At 66.0% G+C, this 21,605-nt stretch carries 12 protein-coding genes; 6 read left to right on the plus strand and 6 right to left on the minus strand.

The annotated features are described in order from the left end of the window. Positions 1 to 893: 893 nt before the first annotated feature. The 4 genes from DVT68_RS03525 to DVT68_RS03540 form a co-directional block, all read right to left on the minus strand. Entirely contained in the window at positions 894 to 1,565 is a 672-nt protein-coding gene (locus tag DVT68_RS03525; RefSeq protein WP_114823643.1) for a glutathione S-transferase, read from the minus strand. 714 nt (positions 1,566 to 2,279) lie between these two features. Then, positions 2,280 to 5,747, minus strand: coding sequence for a methylmalonyl-CoA mutase family protein (locus tag DVT68_RS03530; RefSeq protein WP_114823644.1), 3,468 nt, complete (start codon positions 5,745 to 5,747; stop codon positions 2,280 to 2,282). 311 nt (positions 5,748 to 6,058) lie between these two features. Further along, on the minus strand, positions 6,059 to 7,000 hold the full coding sequence (locus tag DVT68_RS03535) for an alpha/beta hydrolase (RefSeq protein ID WP_114823645.1): 942 nt from the start codon (positions 6,998 to 7,000) through the stop codon (positions 6,059 to 6,061). Next, a complete protein-coding gene (locus tag DVT68_RS03540) occupies positions 6,997 to 7,632 on the minus strand; it encodes a TetR/AcrR family transcriptional regulator (RefSeq protein ID WP_425477426.1) in 636 nt (211 codons plus the stop codon). The genes DVT68_RS03535 and DVT68_RS03540 overlap by 4 nt, the downstream gene beginning before the upstream one ends. Before the next feature lie 167 nt (positions 7,633 to 7,799). Between DVT68_RS03540 and DVT68_RS03545 the strand changes: the two genes are divergently transcribed. The 5 genes from DVT68_RS03545 (at position 7,800) to DVT68_RS03565 (ending at position 13,912) form a co-directional block, all read left to right on the plus strand. Further along, on the plus strand, positions 7,800 to 8,123 hold the full coding sequence (locus DVT68_RS03545; RefSeq protein ID WP_114823646.1) for a YXWGXW repeat-containing protein: 324 nt from the start codon (positions 7,800 to 7,802) through the stop codon (positions 8,121 to 8,123). Between the two features lie 229 nt (positions 8,124 to 8,352). Then, on the plus strand, positions 8,353 to 8,712 hold the full coding sequence (locus DVT68_RS03550; RefSeq protein ID WP_114823647.1) for a YXWGXW repeat-containing protein: 360 nt from the start codon (positions 8,353 to 8,355) through the stop codon (positions 8,710 to 8,712). A gap of 337 nt (positions 8,713 to 9,049) precedes the next feature. Next, positions 9,050 to 10,153, plus strand: a complete 1,104-nt coding sequence (locus DVT68_RS03555; protein WP_114823648.1) for a Glu/Leu/Phe/Val dehydrogenase dimerization domain-containing protein — start codon at positions 9,050 to 9,052, stop codon at positions 10,151 to 10,153. A 289-nt stretch (positions 10,154 to 10,442) separates the two neighbouring features. Next, positions 10,443 to 12,599 (plus strand): YccS family putative transporter, encoded by a 2,157-nt coding sequence (gene yccS, locus DVT68_RS03560; RefSeq protein WP_114823649.1) that lies wholly within the window; start codon positions 10,443 to 10,445, stop codon positions 12,597 to 12,599. A 155-nt stretch (positions 12,600 to 12,754) separates the two neighbouring features. Further along, on the plus strand, positions 12,755 to 13,912 hold the full coding sequence (locus tag DVT68_RS03565; RefSeq protein WP_114823650.1) for an isovaleryl-CoA dehydrogenase: 1,158 nt from the start codon (positions 12,755 to 12,757) through the stop codon (positions 13,910 to 13,912). 238 nt (positions 13,913 to 14,150) lie between these two features. Here the strand turns inward: DVT68_RS03565 and DVT68_RS03570 are convergent, their stop codons facing one another. Both DVT68_RS03570 and DVT68_RS03575 read right to left on the minus strand, forming a co-directional pair. After that, on the minus strand, positions 14,151 to 17,075 hold the full coding sequence (locus tag DVT68_RS03570) for a S8 family serine peptidase (RefSeq protein ID WP_114823651.1): 2,925 nt from the start codon (positions 17,073 to 17,075) through the stop codon (positions 14,151 to 14,153). Between the two features lie 193 nt (positions 17,076 to 17,268). Beyond that, complete coding sequence (locus tag DVT68_RS03575) at positions 17,269 to 20,094, minus strand: autotransporter serine protease (protein WP_114823652.1); 2,826 nt, start codon at positions 20,092 to 20,094, stop codon at positions 17,269 to 17,271. A 229-nt stretch (positions 20,095 to 20,323) separates the two neighbouring features. Here DVT68_RS03575 and DVT68_RS03580 point away from each other — a divergent pair, with 229 nt between their 5' ends. Next, on the plus strand, positions 20,324 to 21,508 hold the full coding sequence (locus DVT68_RS03580) for an acetyl-CoA C-acyltransferase (RefSeq protein WP_114823653.1): 1,185 nt from the start codon (positions 20,324 to 20,326) through the stop codon (positions 21,506 to 21,508). The last annotated feature ends 97 nt before the right edge of the window (positions 21,509 to 21,605 follow it).

Raw genomic sequence — 21,605 nt, forward strand, 5'->3', positions numbered from 1 at the left:
GACTTTCACAGGGCGTTCCAGATACTCGCCAGAAGGCGAAACGACCCATGCTGCGTCTCGTCAAGCGAGACCCATCGACACGATATGCCGACGCGGGCCAACGCCCTGCATTTTATTAACTCGCGCCACGACTATGCTGTCGTGCGGCTTACAGTTCGACCGAAAATTCCACTCTGACCATGTGTATTTAATCTGGAGCAAACATGATTGGACGTCTAAACGATTCCGCAACTATTCAGCTGGCGCGGTAGGCGCAACATTTTTTGCCCGCGGATGTCTCCTGTAATTTTTTACGCGCCCTATACGCTTTCGCGGAGCTTTCGACTCGCTTCTTTACGAGCACGGCCCGGACAATGACGGAATGAAGAACATCAGCCGACGCGTTTCACGCCACCCCTCGCTTCGTGGCATTTGCATGGTCACTGCGACAGTGTTGTTCGCGATTTCGGTGGGGACGCTGATCCTTCACCCCGGCAACAACACCGCCCTGTGGCGAGGTCTTGCGCTGAGTTCGCTTTACCTGGCGCTGTGCCTTACGCAACGGCGACTATTTTCGGTTCGCGCGATTGGACGCCATCGCATGACCCTTCCGTAGCGATAGCTGTCGCCAGACGCGCTCGCCTCCAACTCGACGGAGGGTGACGCCGACGACCGATTGGGCAAGAAGCGCTCGATCACCAGCCAACGGTTGGCGTTGAACGAGGTTCAGAAGGTTTGCAGCCGGAGGCCGCAGGCTTGGCCAGCGGGCAGCAGCCATGCGCTTGCGGCTCCGGTTGCAAACCTTCTGGCCCCCATCTGGCTTCACCTGGCAGGAGCAGACCGAGCTCGCCAAGGCTCGGCGTATTGCGATCGCGCGTTGCGCGCCCGCAGAAGGCCGCCATTCGACCCCGCAGTTATGCCAGCTGGCTATAAGGGCCGCCGCGCTCCAGCGCCCGCTTGTAGGCCGGACGCTGATGGATGCGCCTGACGAAGGCGGCGACATGCGGCAGATGCGCCTTCATGCCGCTGCGCGCCATGGCCGCTTCCAGCGGAAAGCTCATCTGGATGTCAGCGGCGCTGAAGGCGTCGCCCACGAACCAGCCGGTGGTGGCAAGCGCCTGGTCGACATACGACAGATGCAGAGCCAACTGTGGATCCACGAAGCTCGATTGCAGCTTGTCCGCAATCTTGCGGGCGATGGGTTTGGCGAAGAACGGCATCGGCGCGGTGGCGATGCGTGACGCCACCAGCTTCAGCAGCAACGGCGGCATCGCTGAGCCTTCTGCGTAGTGCAGCCAGTAGGTGAAGCGCAGCCGCTCCGGCATCCCCGGCAGCGGCGCCAGTCCACCGGCGTCGTAACGGTCCACAAGGTATTCGATGATGGCCCCGGACTCCGCGATCACCTGCCCGTCGTCCTCGATCACCGGCGACTTGCCCAGAGGGTGGATCGCCCGCAACTCCGGCGGCGCCAGCAGCGTCTTCGGGTCCCGCTGGTATTTCCGCACTTCATACGGCACGCCCAGCTCCTCAAGCAGCCAGAGCACACGCTGGGAACGCGAGTTGTTGAGGTGGTGGACGATCAGCATGAGGGCACACGAGCGCGACTGGCGACGGCTGAGGCTAGCACGGTGGCCGGTGCGCAAAGCTGGCAACGGTGCGCATTGTGGGAAGTGGGTTTGGGGATATGCGCCTTGGTTCCTGGGCACCGCAAGATTGACCCCTCACCCCAACCCTCTCCCCGAAGGGGAGAGGGAGCAAAGACCGGCGCAACGCGAGGTCTCAAGCCCCCTGCATTAAGTCCTCGGTAGGACGACGCCCAGCGGTATAGCCGCGGTCCCTGAGGTAACACGCGACGAATTCGGCTTGCCGCAATCGCCATGGCTTGTATGCCGCGCAATGCTGCGCCCCCTCTCCGCTACGGCGCGTTGCGGGGTAGCCGCGGTCCCTGAGGTAGCACGAAGCCGATCCGGCTGGCCTCAGTCCACCGGGCTGGGATCCGACATATCGCTACGAGCCTGTCTGGCCATTTTCTTTGGGTTACTTTTCTTTTGGGCCAGCAAAAGAAAAGTGACTCGAGCGCCGGCAGGCGATCGAAACGCCCGCCGCGCAGGCGGCACGCTGGCAATAACGCCGAACAGAGAGCCAAGAGCCAAAGTCACTGGATCCCAGCCTTCGCTGGGATGACGGCCTCTAAGAACTGAGGCGAAATCGGTCGCGTGCCGACGCGCCGCCCCAAAATGGGAGTAACCGAGCGGCGCGTAACGACCTCTCGCCAAGGGGAGAGGGCGTGATCCACCCACTTACATGTTGCGCCGGTACTCGCCACCCACGTCATACAACGCGTGACTGATCTGCCCCAGCGAGTTGTACTTCACCGCTTCCATCAACTGCTCGAACACATTCCTGCGATCGCGCGCCGTGCTCTGCAGCGTCTTCAGGCTCTCCGGCGCGAGGCCGTTGCGGGCCTTGCCGAACGCCTGCACGTTGTCGATCTGCTGACCCTTCTCCGATTCCGTCGAGCGAATCAGTTCGATCTCGGTGGCGATTTCGCCGCCGTGGTCCTTGGGCAGGAAGGTGTTCACGCCGATCAGCGGCAGGCTGCCGTCGTGCTTCTTGTGCTCGTAGTACATCGACTCTTCCTGGATCTTGCCGCGCTGGTACATGGTGTCCATCGCGCCGAGTACGCCGCCGCGCTCGCTGATCGCCTCGAACTCCTTGTACACCGCCTCTTCCACGATGTCGGTCAGCGCATCGACGATATGGCTGCCCTGCCACGGGTTCTCGTTGAAGTTGAGGCCGAGTTCCTTGTTGATGATCATCTGGATCGCCACCGCACGACGCACGCTCTCTTCCGTCGGCGTGGTGATCGCCTCGTCGTACGCATTGGTGTGAAGGCTGTTGCAGTTGTCGAACAACGCGTACAGCGCCTGCAGCGTGGTGCGGATGTCGTTGAACTGGATCTCCTGCGCGTGCAGCGAGCGTCCGGAAGTCTGGATGTGGTACTTCATCATCTGGCTGCGCGCGCTGGCGCCGTAGCGCTCGCGCATGGCGCGCGCCCAGATGCGGCGGGCCACGCGGCCGATCACGGTGTATTCCGGGTCCATGCCGTTGGAGAAGAAGAACGACAGGTTCGGCGCAAAGTCGTCGATCTGCATGCCGCGCGCCAGGTAGTACTCCACGATGGTGAAGCCGTTGCTGAGCGTGAAGGCGAGCTGGCTGATCGGGTTCGCGCCGGCCTCGGCGATGTGATAGCCGGAGATCGACACCGAGTAGAAGTTGCGCACCTTGTGGTCGACGAAGTACTGCTGGATGTCGCCCATCATGCGCAGTGCGAACTCGGTGGAGAAGATGCAGGTGTTCTGCGCCTGGTCTTCCTTGAGAATGTCCGCCTGCACCGTGCCGCGCACGTTCTGCAGGGTTTCTTCCTTGATGCGCGCGTACGTGTCGGCATCCACCAACTGGTCGCCGGTGATGCCGAGCAGGCCCAGGCCAAGCCCTTCGTTGCCCTTGGGCAGATCGCCCGAATACTGCGGACGGCCCTGCGGGAACATCGCAGCCATCTTTTTCTCGGCCGCAGACCAGCGCGCAGGATCTTCCTTCAGATACTTCTCGACGTTCTGGTCGATCGCGGTGTTCATGAACATCGCGAGGATGATCGGCGCGGGACCATTGATGGTCATCGACACCGAGCTCGTCGGCGCGCTGAGATCGAAGCCGGAGTACAGCTTCTTCATGTCGTCCAGCGTGGCGATGTTGACGCCGGAGTTGCCGATCTTGCCGTAGATGTCCGGGCGCGGCGCCGGGTCTTCGCCGTACAGCGTGACCGAGTCGAACGCGGTGGACAGGCGCGTGGCGGCGCCGCCCTGGCTCAGGTAGTGGAAGCGGCGGTTGGTGCGCTCGGGCGTGCCCTCGCCTGCGAACATGCGGGTGGGGTCCTCGCCGGTGCGGCGGTACGGATACACGCCGCCGGTGTACGGGTAGTAGCCGGGCAGGTTCTCGCGCATCAGGAAGCGCAGCTGGTCGCCCCAGTCCTTGGTCTTGGGCGGCGCCACCTTCGGAATCTTCTGGTGGCTCAGCGATACGCGGTAGTTCTCCACGCGGATCACCTTGTCGCGCACCTTGTACTCGTTGACCGCTTCGGTCACCGACTTGTAGCGCTTGGGCCAGTCGTGTAGCAGGTGGATCGCCTCGTGGCTCAGCTCCTTGATCGCCGCGTTGTAGCGCTGGCGCAGGGTGAGCAGCGAGCGGTCGGCGCCCTCCTCATGCAGCGCCTCGGATTCGTAGCGCGCGAGCTCACGAGGCAGATGCGAATCGCCGAGCTCTTTCAGCGCCTCGTAGTAATGCTGCGCCTTGCTGGCGAACTCGGCCTCCCGCTCGATTTCCTTGTTGATGCCACGGCCCTGCTCGGCGATTTCCGCCAGGTAGCGCACGCGGCTGCCCGGGATAAGCACCGTGGCGCGCGGCTCCTTCACCGTGGTGTCGAGATTGGGCGTCCACTTCTCGGCCGGCAGCCCGAGCTTGTCGCGCAGCAGGCGGCACAGGTTGGTGAACATCCAGGTCACGCCCGGATCGTTGAACTGGCTGGCGATGGTGGGGAACACCGGCAGCTGCTCGTCGGTGAGCGTGAAGGCGGTGCGATTGCGCTTCCACTGCTTGCGCACGTCGCGCAGCGCGTCTTCCGCGCCACGCTTGTCGAACTTGTTGAGCACCACCAGCTCGGCGAAGTCGAGCATGTCGATCTTCTCGAGCTGGCTGGCGGCGCCGTAGTCGCTGGTCATCACGTAGGTGGGAAAATCCACCAGGTCGACGATCTCCGAGTCGCTCTGGCCAATGCCGGCGGTCTCGACGATGACGAGGTCGTACGGCTGCGCCTTGAGGAAATCGATGCAGTCGCGCAGCACCGCGCTGGTGGCGGCGTGCTGGCGTCGCGTGGCCATCGAGCGCATGTAAACGCGATGGCTGCGCAGGGAGTTCATGCGGATGCGGTCGCCCAGCAGGGCGCCGCCACTGCGGCGACGGGTCGGGTCGACGGCGAGCACCGCGATGCGCATCTCTGGGAACGCGTGCAGGAAGCGCAGCAGCAGTTCGTCCACGACCGAGGACTTGCCCGCGCCGCCGGTACCGGTGACGCCGAGCACCGGCGTCTGCTTGCCGGCCATCTTCCACTGCTTGCGCAGGTGCTCGAGCTCGGCGTCGGACAGCTCACCTTCCTCGATGGCCGACAGCACGTGGCCCACGGCGATCTCGTCGCCGATGTCGACCATCGGCGTCACCGCCGTGGCGGCGCCATCCTTTGCACGCTTCACCGCTCCGGCGCGGGCGCGATGCATCACGTCCTCGATCATCTCGGTGAGGCCGAGCTTCATGCCGTCGTTCGGGTGGTAGATGCGCTCCACGCCATAGGCCTGCAACTCGCGGATCTCTTCCGGCGTGATGGTGCCGCCACCGCCGCCGAACACGCGGATGTGCGCGGCCCCATGCTGCTTGAGCATGTCCACCATGTACTTGAAATACTCGACGTGGCCGCCCTGGTAGGACGACAGCGCGATGGCATCGGCGTCTTCCTGCAGCGCGGCGCGCACGACGTCCTCGACCGAGCGGTTGTGACCGAGGTGGATCACCTCCGCGCCCTGCGACTGGATGATGCGTCGCATGATGTTGATGGCCGCGTCGTGACCGTCGAACAGGCTGGCGGCGGTGACGAAGCGCAACGGGCGGGTTTCCGCCTGGGCGGCGCTGGCGGGAACGTGCTGAGCGGGGGAACTCATGGGGACTCCGGAACGTCGTGTGCGGCTAATCCCCGGATTTTAGTGGATGGTTACGTTCGGAACATGTTGCGGCGCGGAGAAAGCTTGATCCACAAAGGGTTTTCGCACGCCGCACGTGTCGAACATGCGCACTGGTATTGCTGTCCCGCGCCGAAATCGCCTGATTCGTCATTCCCGCGCAAGCGGAATCCAGGGTCTTCCGCCTTGCTTGACCGACATGCAGGGACACTGGATTCCCGCTATCGCGGGAATGACGGAACGGACGACTCAGTGCCTTTTCACCGGTGGAATCCGGCTGTGGCGCCGGCCGCTCAACTATCCCCGTAAGGCAGATTCGGCGACGACACCACGCGTTCGCCGACCACCTCGCCGCGCAGGAAAGCCAGCGACGCATCGATCACTTCCGGCGCATCCAGCACCCGATGGTGTCCCAGGCCCTGCGTGCTGAGCAGGCGCGCCCCACGCCAGTGGCGTGCATAGCGTTCGCCTTCGGCCCAGGGCACGTCGTGGTCATCCGTGTCGTGCACGATCAGCGCAGGCTGGCCCAGCGACGGCAAGTGGCGATGCACTTGCAGGTCATGGATGCTGATTCCGGTCATCGCCTGGAGCCTGTCGTGCAGCCGACCGCGAAGGTGTTCCCCGAGGTGCACCATCTGGCTGAAGCGTTGCGTCGCGGCGACCGGATCAGCGGCGGGTGCGATCAGGATGAGCTTCTGCGCGCGCCACGCCTCGCCTTGGGCCAGCGCCGCGGCGGCGCCGCCCAGCGAATGGGCGATGGTCAGCGCGGCGTCGCCGTAGTGACGACCGACCTCGCGCACGGTGTCCACGAAATCGGGCAACGTGCAGTGCTGGCCACCACTGAGGCCATGGCCCGGCTGATCGAACGCCACCAGTGCGTAGCCAAGCTCACGCAGCGGCGCCACCCACGGCAGGTAGCGCAGGCCAAAGCTGGACCAGCCATGCACCAACAGGGCGTACGGCTGGCGCGAAGGGTCTCCCCAGGTATAGGTGGCGATCCGCTTGCCATTGACCTCCAGCTCACCGCGGCGCATGTCCGCATCGGGGCGGGCGTTCTGCGCGCGTGCGCGGCTGCTGGCGAACGGCGTCACGAAGAGGCGCAGGGCCTGCTCCACCGTGCTCCCCGGCGCCAGCCGGCTGCCGAGAGTGAAGCCCGCGCGCACCGCGCCGAGCTTGAAGGCGCCGGGACCGTGGTGACGTTTGGCGGCGGTGGTTGTCGTGGCGTGGCGAGTCATGGTGCAGCCTCCCGGCCCGGAAGCGGGCGATAACTGACGAGCAGGCGTTCGAAAGCCGCCAGGGTGTGACGGCGGGCTTCCTCGAAACCGAACAGGGCCGCGTCGTGGTGCAAGCCCAGCATCAGCGCATAGATCTCGAAGGCCATCTGGGGCGCGTCGGTGTCGCCGCTCACTTCCCCATTGGCCACGGCATGGTCGATCGCGCGGCACATCTCCTGCCGCCATCCCGACTGCTGCCGGGTAACCATGTCATGCAGCGGTCCCTCGCGACCGTCGTACTCGCTGGCGGCCGTCAGCAGCACGCAGCCGCTCTGGTACTCCTGCGCCCAGGTCACCCAGTTGGCGACGATGGCGCGCAGGCGCGGCAAGCCACGCGGCAACTTCAGCGCCGGCCACTTCACCTGCTGCAGGAAGCGCAGCTGCCCAGCTTCCAATACGGCCAACTGCAAGTCCTCACGTGATCCGAAATGGGCGAAGACCCCGCTTTTGGACATGCCCACGTCCTGCGCCAGCGAGCCGATGGAGAGGCCCTCCAGACCGTCGCGACGCGCGAGCTGGTAGGCATGTTCGAGGATCAGCTCCCGCGTCGCTGCGCGCTTTCCCGTGCTGGTGGCCGTGTAGTTCATGTGCATAAAATAGCACGATCGTTCGTTCTTTTGACGTCAAGGGAAGCTGAACGAATGTCCGCAATCAGCCCACGTGAACCTGAACAAGGACGCCCTTGGGGGTCAACAGGGCCCGAAACACCCCGTTTTCCGCCATGAGGCCGCATGGCGCGGCCAGCCAGGAGGAGATCGTCATGATGCGCACCACCCGCACAATCGCCTTGCTCGCCGCCCTTGGCATGGCCAGCGCGGGCGCCGTCTACGCCCCGACCGCTGCAGCCGGCGTGTCGGTCTCGGTCGGCATCAATGTGCCGCCACCCGCCCCGGTCTATGAAGTCGTCCCGCCACCTCGCGCCGGATACGTCTGGGCGCCCGGCTACTGGCGCTGGGAAGGCCAGCGACATGTCTGGGTCAATGGCTACTGGATGCCGGCCCGCCCGGGCTACGTCTACCACCAGGCCCACTGGGAGCACGAACACGACGGTTGGCGCCTGCATGAGGGGCATTGGGGTCACTGAGTCGTAAGCCCTCGCTTCGGCGCCAGCCAACGCCATCCCCTGACCCGTCAACGAGATGGGCGGCCGGAACTTCCGGCCGCCGCGGGGAGGGCCATCACCAGCGATCGCAAGCCCTTGCTGTTGCGGCAAAAAGTTGAGCCTACGAGACGCCGTTCGTGAAAGCTGGCCCTCAGCCAGTGAGGCCATCTTCGCGCCACCAAATCACCCTTCCTTCACAAAGGCATCCTTCATGTCGAAGTCGATCCGTCTAGTCGCCCTGTCTGCCTTGACCCTGCTCGCCAGTGGCTGCGTGGTGGAGCAGCCGGCTCCTCGTCCCCACCCCGTCGTGGTGGAGGAGCGGCCGGTGCAGCGCGAGTATGTGGAAGTGATCGCGCCGCAGCCGCCACCGGTCGAACTGGTCGAACAAGAGCCGCCTCACCGTCCGGGCTACATCTGGGCCCGTGGTTACTGGCACTGGAATGGCCACAAATACGTCGCCATGCGTGGCCACTGGGAAGCCGAGCGCCCCGGCTATCACTATGTCCATCCGCACTACGAGCAGCGCGCCGACGGCTGGCACCTCAACGTAGGCGTGTGGGTCGCGGGCTGATCGCCCTCGCCGTCGCCGGCATACCCCAAGCCCCGCCCGCAAGGCGGGGCTTTTTTGTTGCCGGGCGCCACGTGCGCTGCTGCAGGGCCACACGCGGCGCAACGATGTGCGGTCGCTTTTTTTTGTACGTACGCCAGCGACTTGCGGCGTCGCAACAACCCACATCGCGGCGACGTACTAAACTATCGGACTAAATTCACCGCCCCGACCCCTGGTCGGGGTTTTGACTTTAAGGCTGTTGTTAGTACGCCCTGGCGGGGCCGCACTGGATCGACCCCCGCCTCCATCCCGCGGATGTCCATCCCCCGGCGCCGCCAAACGTGGAGTCTCCGTTCCAATGATTTTCGAAACCATCGCCAACACGGGTCACGAAGAAGTCGTCTTCTGCCACAACAAGGACGCCGGCCTGAAGGCCATCATCGCGATCCACAACACGGTGCTGGGCCCCTCGCTCGGCGGTCTGCGCATGTGGCCGTACAAGAGCGAGCAGGACGCGGTGAATGACGTGCTGCGCCTGTCGCGCGGCATGACCTACAAGAACGCCGTGGCCGGCCTGAACCTGGGCGGTGGCAAGGCGGTGATCATCGGCGATCCGAGCAAGGACAAGTCCGAGGCGCTGTTCCGCGCGTTCGGCCGCTTCGTCAACTCGCTCAACGGTCGCTACATCACCGCCGAAGACGTCGGCATCGACGTCAACGACATGGAATACGTGTTCCGTGAAACCGAATACGTGACCGGCGTGCACCAGGTGCACGGCGGCTCGGGCGACCCGTCGCCGTTCACCGCGTTCGGCACGCTGCAGGGCCTGATGGCCGCGCTGCAGGTCAAGCACGGCAACGAAGACGTGGGCAAGTACAGCTACGCCGTGCAGGGCTGCGGCCACGTGGGCAGCGAGTTCATCAAGCTACTGCGCGAGCAGGGCGCCAAGGTGTTCGTCACCGACATCAACAAGGATGCCGTGCAGCGCTGCGTGGACGAGCTGGGTTGCGAAGCCGTGGGCCTGGACGAGATCTACGACGTCGACGCCGACGTGTACTCGCCGTGCGCGCTGGGCGGCACGCTCAACGAGCAGACCATCGACCGCATCAAGGCCAAGATCATCTGCGGCGCGGCCAACAACCAGCTGGCCACCGACGCCATCGGCGACGAGCTGCAGCGCCGTGGCGTGCTCTACGCCCCGGATTACGCCGTGAACGCCGGCGGCGTGATGAACGTCTCGCTGGAAATCGACGGCTACAACCGCGAGCGCGCCATGCGCATGATGCGCACGATCTACTACAACCTTGGCCGCATCTTCGAAATCTCCAAGACCCAGGGCGTGCCGACCTACAAGGCCGCCGACCGTCTGGCCGAAGAGCGCATCGATGCCATCGGCAAGATCAAGCTGCCGAGCATGGGCAACCATGGTCCGCGCTTTGCGGGTCGCATGCGCGGTCAGTAAGCAACATCGTTGTTACGCTGTTGAAGACGCCGGCCCTTGGGCCGGCGTCTTTGTTTTGGCGACCGCTTCCGGGCCTGGTTTTCATCCAACGCACGCCCCTTGTCTCCCTCGTTCCGGCGAAAGCGGCAAACGCCTCACAGCGGCGAAGGTGGTCATCCAGCGCCTTTGCATGACCGCGAAAAAGGTCGGCCTTATGTTTTCGCCGGAATGCCAGAATGAAATTCGGCGACCGAGGCGAGCCCGCGCACCGCCCTCCTCCAAATGCGCACCGACATCGTATGCTGGCGCCATGCTCCACTCCCTCGGCCACCCTTGGCGCCGGCTGCGCGGCTCCGACCGTTTTGCCGAATGCCTCCTCGTGCTGCTCGCGCTGTCCGGCGCGGTCGCCTGGTGCCTCGGCACGGGCCGCGTGGAGGACGTGGTGTCCTTGCTGCTGGGCGTGATCGCCTGCGCCCTGGCGGAAACCGAGGACCACTGGCGCAACCGGCTCAGCACCCTGCTGGTGACCCTGGCTTGCTTCGCAGTGTCCGCCACGGCCGTGCACCTCCTGTTTCCCTATCCGTGGCTATTCGCCCTGGGCTTGCCGGTGTCGACCTTTGTGCTGGTGATGCTGGGCGCCGTCAGCGAGCGCTACGCCACCATTGCTGGCGCCACCCTGCTGCTGGCGGTCTACACCATGATCGGCGCCGACGCCGTGGGCGCAACGGCAGATGATCCCTGGCATCAACCGTTGCTGCTGTTGGCGGGCGCGGCGTGGTACGGCGTGCTGTCGCTCCTGTGGAGCGTGCTCGCGCCGCAACAGGCGTTGCGGCACTCGCTGGCGCGGCTGTTCGAGGCGCTGGCGGCGCTGCTCGACGCCAAGGCGGCGCTGTTCCTGCCCGTGCACGGCGTGGATCGCGAGGCCATGCAACTGGAACTGGCCATGCGCAACGAACGCGTGGTCGAGGCCCTCAACGACACCCGGCTGCTGCTGATCGACCGCCTCGGCTCGCGGCGTCCACGCGGCAGCAGCGCCGCCCGCCTGCGGCTCTACTTCATCGCCCAGGACATCCACGAGCGCATCAGTTCCACGCACTACGCCTACGATGCGCTGGCCGAAGCGCTCTTCCACAGCGACGTGCTGTTTCGTTGCGAGCATCTGTTGCGACTGCAGGCCCAGGCGTGCCGCGAGCGCGCGGAGGCGATGCGACTGCACGCCAAGGTCAGGGCCACCGGTGGCATCGCCGAGTCGGTCGAGGATCTGCAGGGCGCCTTGGCCGGCCTGCGCGACCAGGTCCAGACTCCGCCCACCCCGCTGCTTCGCTCGCTCGAGGCGCTGGTGCGCAACATCGCCGCCATCCAGCAGCAACTGGCCGGCGACGCTCCGATCGGCCTGCCTGCGGCGGGAGCGGAGAGCATGCTGCAGAACCCTGGCCCCCAATCGCCGGGCGAGGCGTGGGAGCGCATCCGCATACAGCTGACGCCGCGTTCATTCCGCTTCCGCCACGCGGTGCGGCTCGCCCTCGCGCTGCTGGCTGGCTATGCGCTGCTGCACCTGATGCACGCGCGCCACGGCTACTGGATCCTGTTGACCACGCTGCTGGTGTGCCAGCCCAGTTACGGCGCGACGCGGTTGCGACTGATGCAGCGCATCGCCGGCACCGTGTCCGGCCTGGTGCTCGGTTGGGCGACGCTGCGCCTGGCGCCGTCGCTGTCATGGCAGACGCCACTGATCATCGTCTCCGGCGTAGTGTTCTTCGCGGCTCGCCTGCGGCGTTATCCCACCGCCACGGCGGCGATCACGCTGTTCGTGGTGCTGTGCTTCAACGAAGTCGGCAGCGGCTACGAAGTCATGTGGCCTCGACTGCTCGATACCCTCGTCGGCGCAGCGATCGCCGCCCTGGCCATGCGCCTGGTGATGCCCGACTGGCAGGGACGCCGCTTCGACGACGTGCTCGCGGACATGCTGCGCAGCGATGGACGCTATCTCACACGCATCATCGGTCAGTACGCCAGCGGTCGCCGCGACGACCTGGACTATCGCATCGCCCGCCGCGATGCACACAACGCCAACGCGGCGCTGAGCGCCGTGGTGGCCAACATGCTGCGCGAGCCCGGCCAGCACCGACCCGGAAGTGAACGCCTGCTGCGATTCCTCGCCGCGGCGCACACCTTGCTGGGCCAGCTATCGGCGCTCGGCGTACACCGGCAGACCATCCCGTCGGCGGCGGCGCGTGAAGCCGTGACGATGGCGGGCCGCGCAACTTCCGAGGCGCTGGAGCAACTCGCTGACGCCCTGGCCAACAACCTGCAGGCTCCGCTGCACGCCAACGACGCTCCTCTCACGCAGGCGCTGGCGACGTGCGGTGAGGACGACACGGCGCGCCTCGTACTGAGCCAGCTTGCCCAGGTGCAGGAACAGCGCGACCGCCTGGCGGAACTGGCCAACGCGCTGCAGGCGGACTGATGCCGCTCGCGTCACCTTCGTGAAAAGTCGGTTATTCAAGCTGCGCGGAGATACGGCGAAGAAAATGCCTCACGGAAGGTTGTGCGACGCGCAACGGCTTGTCACGTCCAGCGCGGTACCATATTTGCCTCACGAGTATTTCGGAGTCGTCAGGCATGCGTCCGTTCCCGCTGGGTGAAGAAATCGATCTGTTGCGCGAGAGCGTGCATGCGTTTGCCGAAAAGGAGATCGCACCGCGCGCCCACCATATCGACCGCGAGAACCATTTCCCGGCCGACCTGTGGCGCAAGTTTGGCGAAATGGGCCTGCTCGGCATCACCATTCCCGAGGAGTACGGCGGCAGCGGCATGAGCTTCCTCGCGCACCTGGTGGCGATGGAAGAGATTTCGCGCGCGTCCGGCTCGGTCGGCCTCTCCTACGGCGCGCACTCCAACCTGTGCGTGCAGAACATCTTCCACAACGGCAACGAAGCGCAGCGCCGCAAGTACATCCCCAAGCTGTGCTCGGGCGAATACGTGGGCGCGCTGGCGATGAGCGAGCCGGGCGCCGGCTCCGACGTGGTCGGCTCGATGAGCTGCAGGGCGGAGCTGAAGGGCGACGTGTGGGTCGCCAACGGCTCCAAGATGTGGATCACCAACGGCCCTGACGCGGACGTGCTGCTGGTCTACATGCGCACCGCGCCGCGCGCCGCAGGCAGCCGCTGCATGACGGCCTTCATCATCGAGAAGGGCATGAAGGGCTTCAGCACCGCGCAGAAGCTCGACAAGCTCGGCATGCGCGGCTCCAACACCTGCGAGCTGGTGTTCGAGGATTGCGAGATCCCCGCCGAGAACATCGTCGGTGAAGTGAACGAAGGCGTGCGCGTGCTGATGAGCGGCCTGGACACCGAGCGCCTCGTGCTTTCCGGCGGCCCGATCGGCCTGATGCAGGCGGCCTTGGACATCACTCTGCCCTACGTGCGCGAACGCAAGCAGTTCAACGCGCCGATCGGCACCTTCGGCCTGATGCAGGGCAAGGTGGCGGACATGTACACCGCGCTGCAGTCGTCGCGCGGCTTTGCCTACATGGTCGCGGAGCAGTTCGACAACAACGTGCGGTCGCGCATCGATCCGGCGGCCTGCCTGCTCAACGCGTCGCAGAACGCAGTGAAGGTGGCGCTGGAGGCAATCCAGGCGCTGGGCGGCAACGGCTACATCAACGAATACCCTGCCGGCCGCCTGCTGCGCGACGCCAAGCTGTACGAGATCGGCGCGGGCACCAACGAAATCCGCCGCATGCTGATCGGCCGCGAGCTTTTCCACGGGAAGGCGTAACCGCATCATCCTGGCGCGCTAGCGCCACGACATCTCACTTCTCCCTTTTCCCTTCGGGGACAGAGCCGGGGCCTTGCCACCTTTACGATGGCATTGCCACCTTCATGGTGGCATTGCGACCTTTACGGTTGTGAGGGGCGGGTGCTCGCCTACGAAGCTCGCCTGGTCGAAAACGCGTCGCAAGAGTGGCCCCTCACCCTGCCCTCTCCCCTTGGGGGAGAGGGAAAGAGCATCGTGCTTAGAAATTCAGCCGGTAGTTGAGCATGCCCATCATGCCCTGGCTGTTCTGGCCGAAGTACTGGTCCATGCCGAACTGCAGGCTCGAGCGGGTGGACATGCTCCAGTCCAGGGTGAGGCCGGCCTGGCTCTGGTAGCGCGACAAGCCCACGCCGCCGACCGGCGCCCACTGGTCCACGCCGGTGAAGCTGGCGTCGATCACATCACCGTGCGTAGCCAGGGCCTGCTGCCATTGCAGGCGCCCCTGCAGGCTGAGGCTGCCGCCGTTGGCCAACGGCCAGCTGCGGCCGGCGCGCAGGCCGAGGCCAGCCTGCCAGCGCTCCACCGTTTGCGCGGACGACTTCAGCCCGAAACCATCGCCGCCAATCTCGTTGAAGCCGTCGCGGCGGATGCTCGCGTACTGCAGGTTGGCGTACGGCGTGAACTGCAGGCCACCGAACGAGGCGCGATAGCCGCTCTCGCCGTAGGCGACCGCGTAGCGCCCATTGGTGTCGCTGGACACCGCCGCCACGTCGCTGCCCAGTTCGATATGCCGGCGCATGTCCTCACGGTAGGTGCCGTAACCGAGCCGTCCCATCGTGTACCACGCGTCCTGCACGAGCCCGGCGTAGAGCATGCCCTCCACCGCCCGGCTCTGGCCCTGGTCGGCGTACTCGGCCAATCGTCCCAGGCCCTCGCTCTGGCTGACCGCAAAACCGAACACGCCGTTGCTGCCAAAACGGCGATCCTGTCCCGCCATCCAGCCGCTGAGGTCGTAGCCCACGTCGCCGTACCCGCTGCGGCTCATGCTGCCGTGGTAGCCCAGGGTCTGCGCCCAGCCACCGGTGTTGCGCGTGTCGACCAGGCTGTCGAAGTGATCGGACAGGGCGCGCGTCCCCGCGTCGATGGCCTCGAAGGTCATCGCCGTGCTGGCCGCGTGCAACTGACCGGAGAGGCTCTCCAGCGACTGCTGCAACGCCGCCGTGCTGGCGGTCTGCTGCAGGTTGGCGGCGGCGTTGACGAAGTTCGTGGTGACTCCGCCGCCCACCACCGCGCCCTGCCCCAGCTGGCTGTTGATCTGGCTGAAGGCGTTGTCCACGCGCTGCGCGGCGCCGAACGAGGCTGTGGTGTAGCTCATGCCCATCACCGCAGTCGCCTGCACCTGGCTCACGTTAAGCCAGGCATCGGTGCTGCTGTAGTTGAGCGTCGCGGCGAGCAGCACGCCCTGAGCCACGTCGAGCGAGGAAAACTTGCCGGTGATGCCGCCCGACGCGGTGAGCACGTCGGTGTGTGCGTTGGCGACATAGCCCTGCTTGGCGCCAATCACCAGCAGGTCGCCGCCGCTCAGTACGGCCTGGCCATCAACACGCAGCGTCGAGCCCAGCTCCAGCGCCAGTCGACCAATCAGCGGCGTGTTCGGGCTCAGCCCCTGGTAATAGCTGCCGCTGACGTGCACGTCGCCACCGGCCACCATCAGCGTGCCCATGTTCTGCACGTCCTTGCCGAAGCTGTGCGCATCACGCATCAGCGCATCGGCATTGTCGATGTACAGCGAGCCGGCCAGAGACGGCGCCGACAAGGTTCCGTGCACGATATGCGTGTCGCCCTGGTAGCTGGGCGCCTGGGTGATGATGAGCGTGCCGACGCCATCCTTGACCAGGCCGCCGGCGCCGCTGATCGCATTGCCCCAGGTGGAAGTGGTGTTGAGGTTGACGTCGAAGTCGCCCCAATCGAATCGCGCCGGCCCCTTCACCGCGCGGCCGACGTCGAGCGCGCCGTAGCCAAATGTGGCGTTGGGCTGCGAGCCGCCCAGCGGATCGGCGGTGCCCAGCAGGGTCTGGCGCACCTGGTCGTTGGTGAAGTACGGGAAGGCCTGCCACACCAGCGCGGCGGCGCCGGACACCGCGGGCGCGGCGAACGAGGTGCCTTCGACGATCCAGTAGGTCTGGCTCGAGGTGGTGTCGTCCTTGCCGCTGACGATCACGTTGCCCGGCGCCGCCAGGCAGTAGCTCATGGCGATGCCGCACTTGTTGGAATAGCTCGCTAGCTGCGTGGGGTTGTTGCTGTCCAGCGCCACCACCGTGAGCCAGCCCTTCTGCAGGTCCGGCGCTAGGCTGGGCAGCGAGGCGATGGTGCTGGGATTGGCCTGCGAGTCGTTGCCGGCGGCGAACACCACCAGCCCGCCCCATGAATTGATGAAGGTGCTGTAGGCGTCGTGGAAACCCTGGGTGGTCGCGGTGTCGCTCGCGTTCCAGGTGATGCCGCCCCAGGAATTGTTCATCACCTTCACGCCGGCCTTGATCAGGTCGGCGTTGATGTACTGGAACGGCGCGGCGTCCGCCGCGCTGACCGTGGTCGCCGGCGTGGAGCCGTTATCGTCCGGCGCCTTGTCCGAGATGATGCGCGCCGACACGAGCGTGGCGCCCGGCGCCACACCTCCGGCGAACTTGCCGAACGAATTGCCCGCGGCGACCTCGGCCACCCAGGTGCCGTGGCCGATCACGTCGTCGATCGAGAGGTTGTTGCTGCTGGGGTCGATGTAGACCAGGTTCTGCGCCACGCGCCCCGCCAGCGCCGGGTGATTGCGCATCACGCCGCTGTCGACCACGCCGATGGTGACGCCCGTACCGTCGAAGCCAGCGCTGCGCGCGGCATAGGTGTTGGTCAGCGACAGCTGCGCATCGGACGGCGGCGTCGGCAGCGTACTGGACGGCGGCGTCGAGGGCGGAGTCGACGGCGTGCCGGGGCTGGTTGGCGGCTGGTAACCGGAACTGGGCGGTTGGTAACCGCTACTCGGGGGCTGATAACCCGGCGAGGGCGGCGAATAGGACGATACGGAGGCCTTGACGTTGCCGTTGCCCCCGCCACCACAGGCGCTCACTCCCAGCGCCATCCACACCACGACCGACAACTGGCGGAAACGCATGCCGCCCAAACGACTATCCATAGCTTCCCCTGTGCCCATCCGGGCATCCCGTGCATTCCGTGGCGCGGCGGCTGCTTACTGGACTCCGCCAGCACCTCCTTGCGGCATGTTCGCACAACCTTGCCGGCAAATTCTTACGGTGCGTCACACGGCCGAACGGCCGCGCGCTGGCGCCCCCCGGCGTGGACGGGGGACATCGGCCGCGAGACGTCCTTCAGAAAGACAGGCGGTAGCTGAGCGTCTCCATCCTGCCGCGCTCGTATTGGGCCGCGTACTGCTCCAGCCCCAGCGACAGGCTCGCGCGTCGCGACATCGCCCAGTTCAGGTCCACGCCGGCGTAGCCGCCATAGCGGGAGAGCCCCACGCCGCCGACCGGCGCCCATTGGTCGAGCACGGCGAAACTGGCATCCGGCAAGGCCCCGCGCATGCTGAAGGCGCGCTCCCACAGCATCTGCCCCTGCAGGCTGAGGCTGCCGCCGTCAGCCAGCGACCAGTCGCGCCCCACCCGAACGCCGGCGCCGGCTTGGCCACGCTCGATGGTCTGCGCGCCAGCCTTGAGGCCAAAGCCATCGCCGCCCACTTCATCGAAGCCGTCGGACTGGATGTTGGCGTACTGCAGACTGACATAGGGCGTGACGTGCACCGTACCCAGCGACAGGTGGTAACCGCTTTCGCCGTAGGCGACGTCGTAGCGGCCGTTGCTGTTGCTGGCCACGGTTTCGACGTCGCCGCCAAGCTCGATATGGCGGTTCATGTCCTCGCGATAACTTCCCACGCCCAGGCGACCCATCAGGTACCACTGGTTCTGCGTCAGGCCGCCGTAAAGCATGCCTTCCACCGAACGGCTCCAGCCCTGGTCGGCAAACGCATTCAGGCGACCGACGTCCTGGCTCTGGCTGACCGCAAAGCCGAACACGCCGTTGCCGCCAACGCGCTTGTCCTGGCCCACCATCCAGCCGTTGAGGTCATAGCCCACGCTGTCGTAGCCGCTGCGGCTCATGCTGCCGTAGTCACCCAGCGTCTGCGTCCAGCCACCTGCCTTGCCGACATCGGCCAGTTGGTCGAAACGACTGGAGAGCGCGCGCGTGCCAGCATCCATGGCGTCGAAGGTCATCGCTGCGCTGGCCGCATGCAATTGTCCGGAAAGACTGGTCAGCGACTGCTGCAATGCACTGGTGGTGGCGACCTGCTGCAGGTTCGCCGCGCCGTTGATGAAGGAAGTGGGCAACGGCGATCCCGTCGTGCCGCCCTGTGTCACCTGGGTGTTGATCTGAGTGAATGCCCCATCCACGCGCCGGGCCGCACCGAACGACGCCGGTGTATACGTGGCGCCGGTAACGGTGCTGACCTGGACCTGGCTGACGTTGAGCCACGCGTCGTTGGCGTCGTAGTTGAGCGTAGCCGTCAGCAGCACGCCCGTGGCGGCGTTGAGCGCGGAGAACGTACCGGTCAACCCTGCGTTGGCGGTCAGCACATTGGTGTGCGAGTTGACCTGATAGCTCGAGTTGACGCCGGTGACGTAGAGATCGCCACCGGTGAGGCTCGCGCTTCCCGTCACGAGCAGCGCCGAACCGAGGGAGACGGCCAGACGTCCGGCGCCCTGTTGGGTGTAGTTGCCTCCCACGGTGACGTTGGAACTTCCCACCGCCAGCACGCCGGCATTGGTGACCGAACCGCCGACGTGCGGCGTGCCGCTCAACACGCCCTGCGCGCCAATGCTGACGCTGGAAGCCAGCGAGTTCGCCACCAGCATGCCGCCCTGCACCTGGGTCAGGCCGGTATAGCTGGACGGCTGGGTAAGGATCAGCGCGCCAGTTCCCTGCTTGATCAGGCCGCCGGCGCCGGAGATCGGATTGTTCCAACTGGAGGTGCCGCTGAAGCTCACCGTGACATCGCCCCAATTGAACTGCTCCGGCCCGTTCACCGCCTTGGCCACGTCCAGTTCGCCATAGCCGAAGGTGGCGTTCGGCTGGGAACCACCCAGCGCATCGGCCGTACCCAGCAGGGTCTGGCGCACCAGGTCGTTGCTGAAATACGGGTAGGCCTGCCACACAAGCGCCGCCGCGCCGGACACCTGCGGCGCCGCCAGCGAGGTGCCCTCGACGATCCAGTAGGTCTCGTTGGCCGTGCTGGTGTCACTCTTGCCGCTCACGATGACGTCGCCCGGAGCAGCCAGGCAGTAGTTCATCGCGATGCCGCACTTGTTGGAGTAACTGTCGAGCTGGGTCGGATTATTGCTGTTGATCGCCACCACGGTAAGCCAGCCCTTCTCCAGGTCGGGCGCGAGACTGGGCAGCGAGGCGATGGTGCTGGGGTTGGCCTGGGAATCATTGCCGGCCGCGAACACCACCAGACCACCCCACGAATTGATGAAGGTGTTGTACGCGTCGTGGAACCCTTGCGTGGTGGCCGTATCGCTGGAGCTCCAGCTGATGCCGCCCCAGGAGTTGTTCATCACCTTCACGCCATTGGCGATCAGGTCCGAGTTGACCTGGGCCAATGGAATGGCGTCGGAAGACGTCACCGTGGCGGCCGCGGTGGAGCCGTTATCGTCCGGCGCGTTGTCGTCGATGATGCGCGCCGAGACGATGTCCGCGCCCGGCGCGATGCCGCCGACGAACTGACCGAACGAAGTCCCGGCGGCGATCTCCGCGACGAACGTGCCGTGCCCGTTGACGTCGTCGACACTGAGGTTGTTGGTGCTGGGGTCGACGTAGGTGAGTTCTTTCACCACGCGACCGGCCAGGGCGGGATGCGTGGCCATCACGCCGGTATCGACGATGCCGATGGTGACGCCAGCGCCGTTGTAGCCGGCAGAGTGCGCGGCATACGTGTTGGTCAGGGCCAACTGCGCATCGATCGGCGGCTGCGCGACGCTCGACGACGGGGCCGGCGGCGTCGATGGCGGTGTCGGACTCGGCTGGCTCGCCCGGGTATTGCTGTTGCCGCCGCCCCCGCCGCCGCACGCGCCCAGGCCGAGCGCCAGCCACACCAGCACCGCCGCCCGGCGGTACTGCAACCCCTGCATCCCCGTATTCATGGCGTCCCCACCCCGAACCGCACCTGTTGATCCATCCCCGACGCGCGCCCACTGACCGGACCACTCGCGACAGCGCCCATGGTGGCACAACGAAAACGCAACTAAATGTCGGGAAGATCGCAGGGTTATCGCATTCCGGGCCGGTTTGCCCCTCTCCGGCGCGGACTGCGATAATTCCACAGCTGTATACCGGGCACCCTCGCCCTACCAAGTACTTGCGGAGATTCCCATGTCGGATGTCAGCGTCGTCATCGCCGGTGCCAAGCGCACCGCCATTGGCTCCTTTCTCGGCCAGTTCACCGGCGTCCCCACGCCCACGCTGGGCGCCACCGCGATCCGCGCCGCACTGGAGCAGTCGGGAGTGGCTCCGGCGGACGTCAGCGAATTGATCATGGGCTGCGTGCTGCCCGCCAACCTCGGCCAGGCGCCCGCCCGCCAGGCGTCCCTCGGCGCCGGCCTGCCGCCCGCCGTTGGCTGCACCACCATCAACAAGGTGTGCGGTTCGGGCATGAAGGCGATCATGCTGGGCCATGACCTGATCAAGGCCGGCTCGGCCTCGATCGTGGTCGCCGGCGGCATGGAGTCGATGACCAATGCCCCGCACATGGCCAATGCACGCACCGGCATCCGCTACGGCGACGGCAGCCTGGTCGACCACATGGCGTGGGACGGCCTGACCAACCCGTACGATGGCAAGGCCATGGGCGTGTTCGGCGAGCAGTGCGCGGACAAGTACCATTTCACCCGCGAGGAGCAGGACGCCTTCTCGACCGCCTCGGTCGAGCGCGCCAAGGCCGCGCAGCAGGCCGGCGCCTTTGCCGGCGAAATCGTCCCGGTCACCGTGGCCACCCGCAAGGGCGAAGCGAAGTTCGACACCGACGAGCAGCCGGGCCGTTCCGACGTCAGCAAGATCCCGTCGCTGAAGCCGGCCTTCCGCAAGGAGAACGGCACGATCACCGCCGCGAGCTCGTCCAGCATTTCCGACGGCGCCGCCGCCGTCGTGCTTCTCTCGGCCGACGACGCCAAGGCGCGCGGCCTCAAGCCGCTGGCCCGCATCGTCGCGCACGCCACCCACTCGCAGGAGCCGGAGTGGTTCACCACGGCCCCTGTGGGCGCCCTGCACAAGGTGCTGGAGAAGGCCGGCTGGAAGTCGTCGGACGTCGACCTGTTCGAGGTCAACGAAGCCTTCGCCGTGGTCGCCATGGCGGCCATGCGCGAGCTGGACATCCCCCACGACAAGATCAACGTCAATGGCGGCGCCTGTGCGCTCGGCCATCCGATCGGCGCCAGCGGCGCCCGCCTGGTCGTGACCCTGATCAACGCGCTCAAGACCCGCGGCCTCAAGCGCGGCGTGGCGTCCCTGTGCATCGGCGGCGGCGAAGCCACCGCCGTGGCGGTGGAATGCCTCGACTGAAGGTGGTCGTCGGCGGCCGGCCAGCCGGCCGCCGATGAAAGCGGGGTTAACCGGTTCGGCCCCTTTACATAATCCTTCACATAAATGTGTGGCGCAT

Origin of the sequence: Dyella solisilvae (assembly GCF_003351225.1) — a bacterium.
GTDB lineage: Bacteria > Pseudomonadota > Gammaproteobacteria > Xanthomonadales > Rhodanobacteraceae > Dyella > Dyella solisilvae.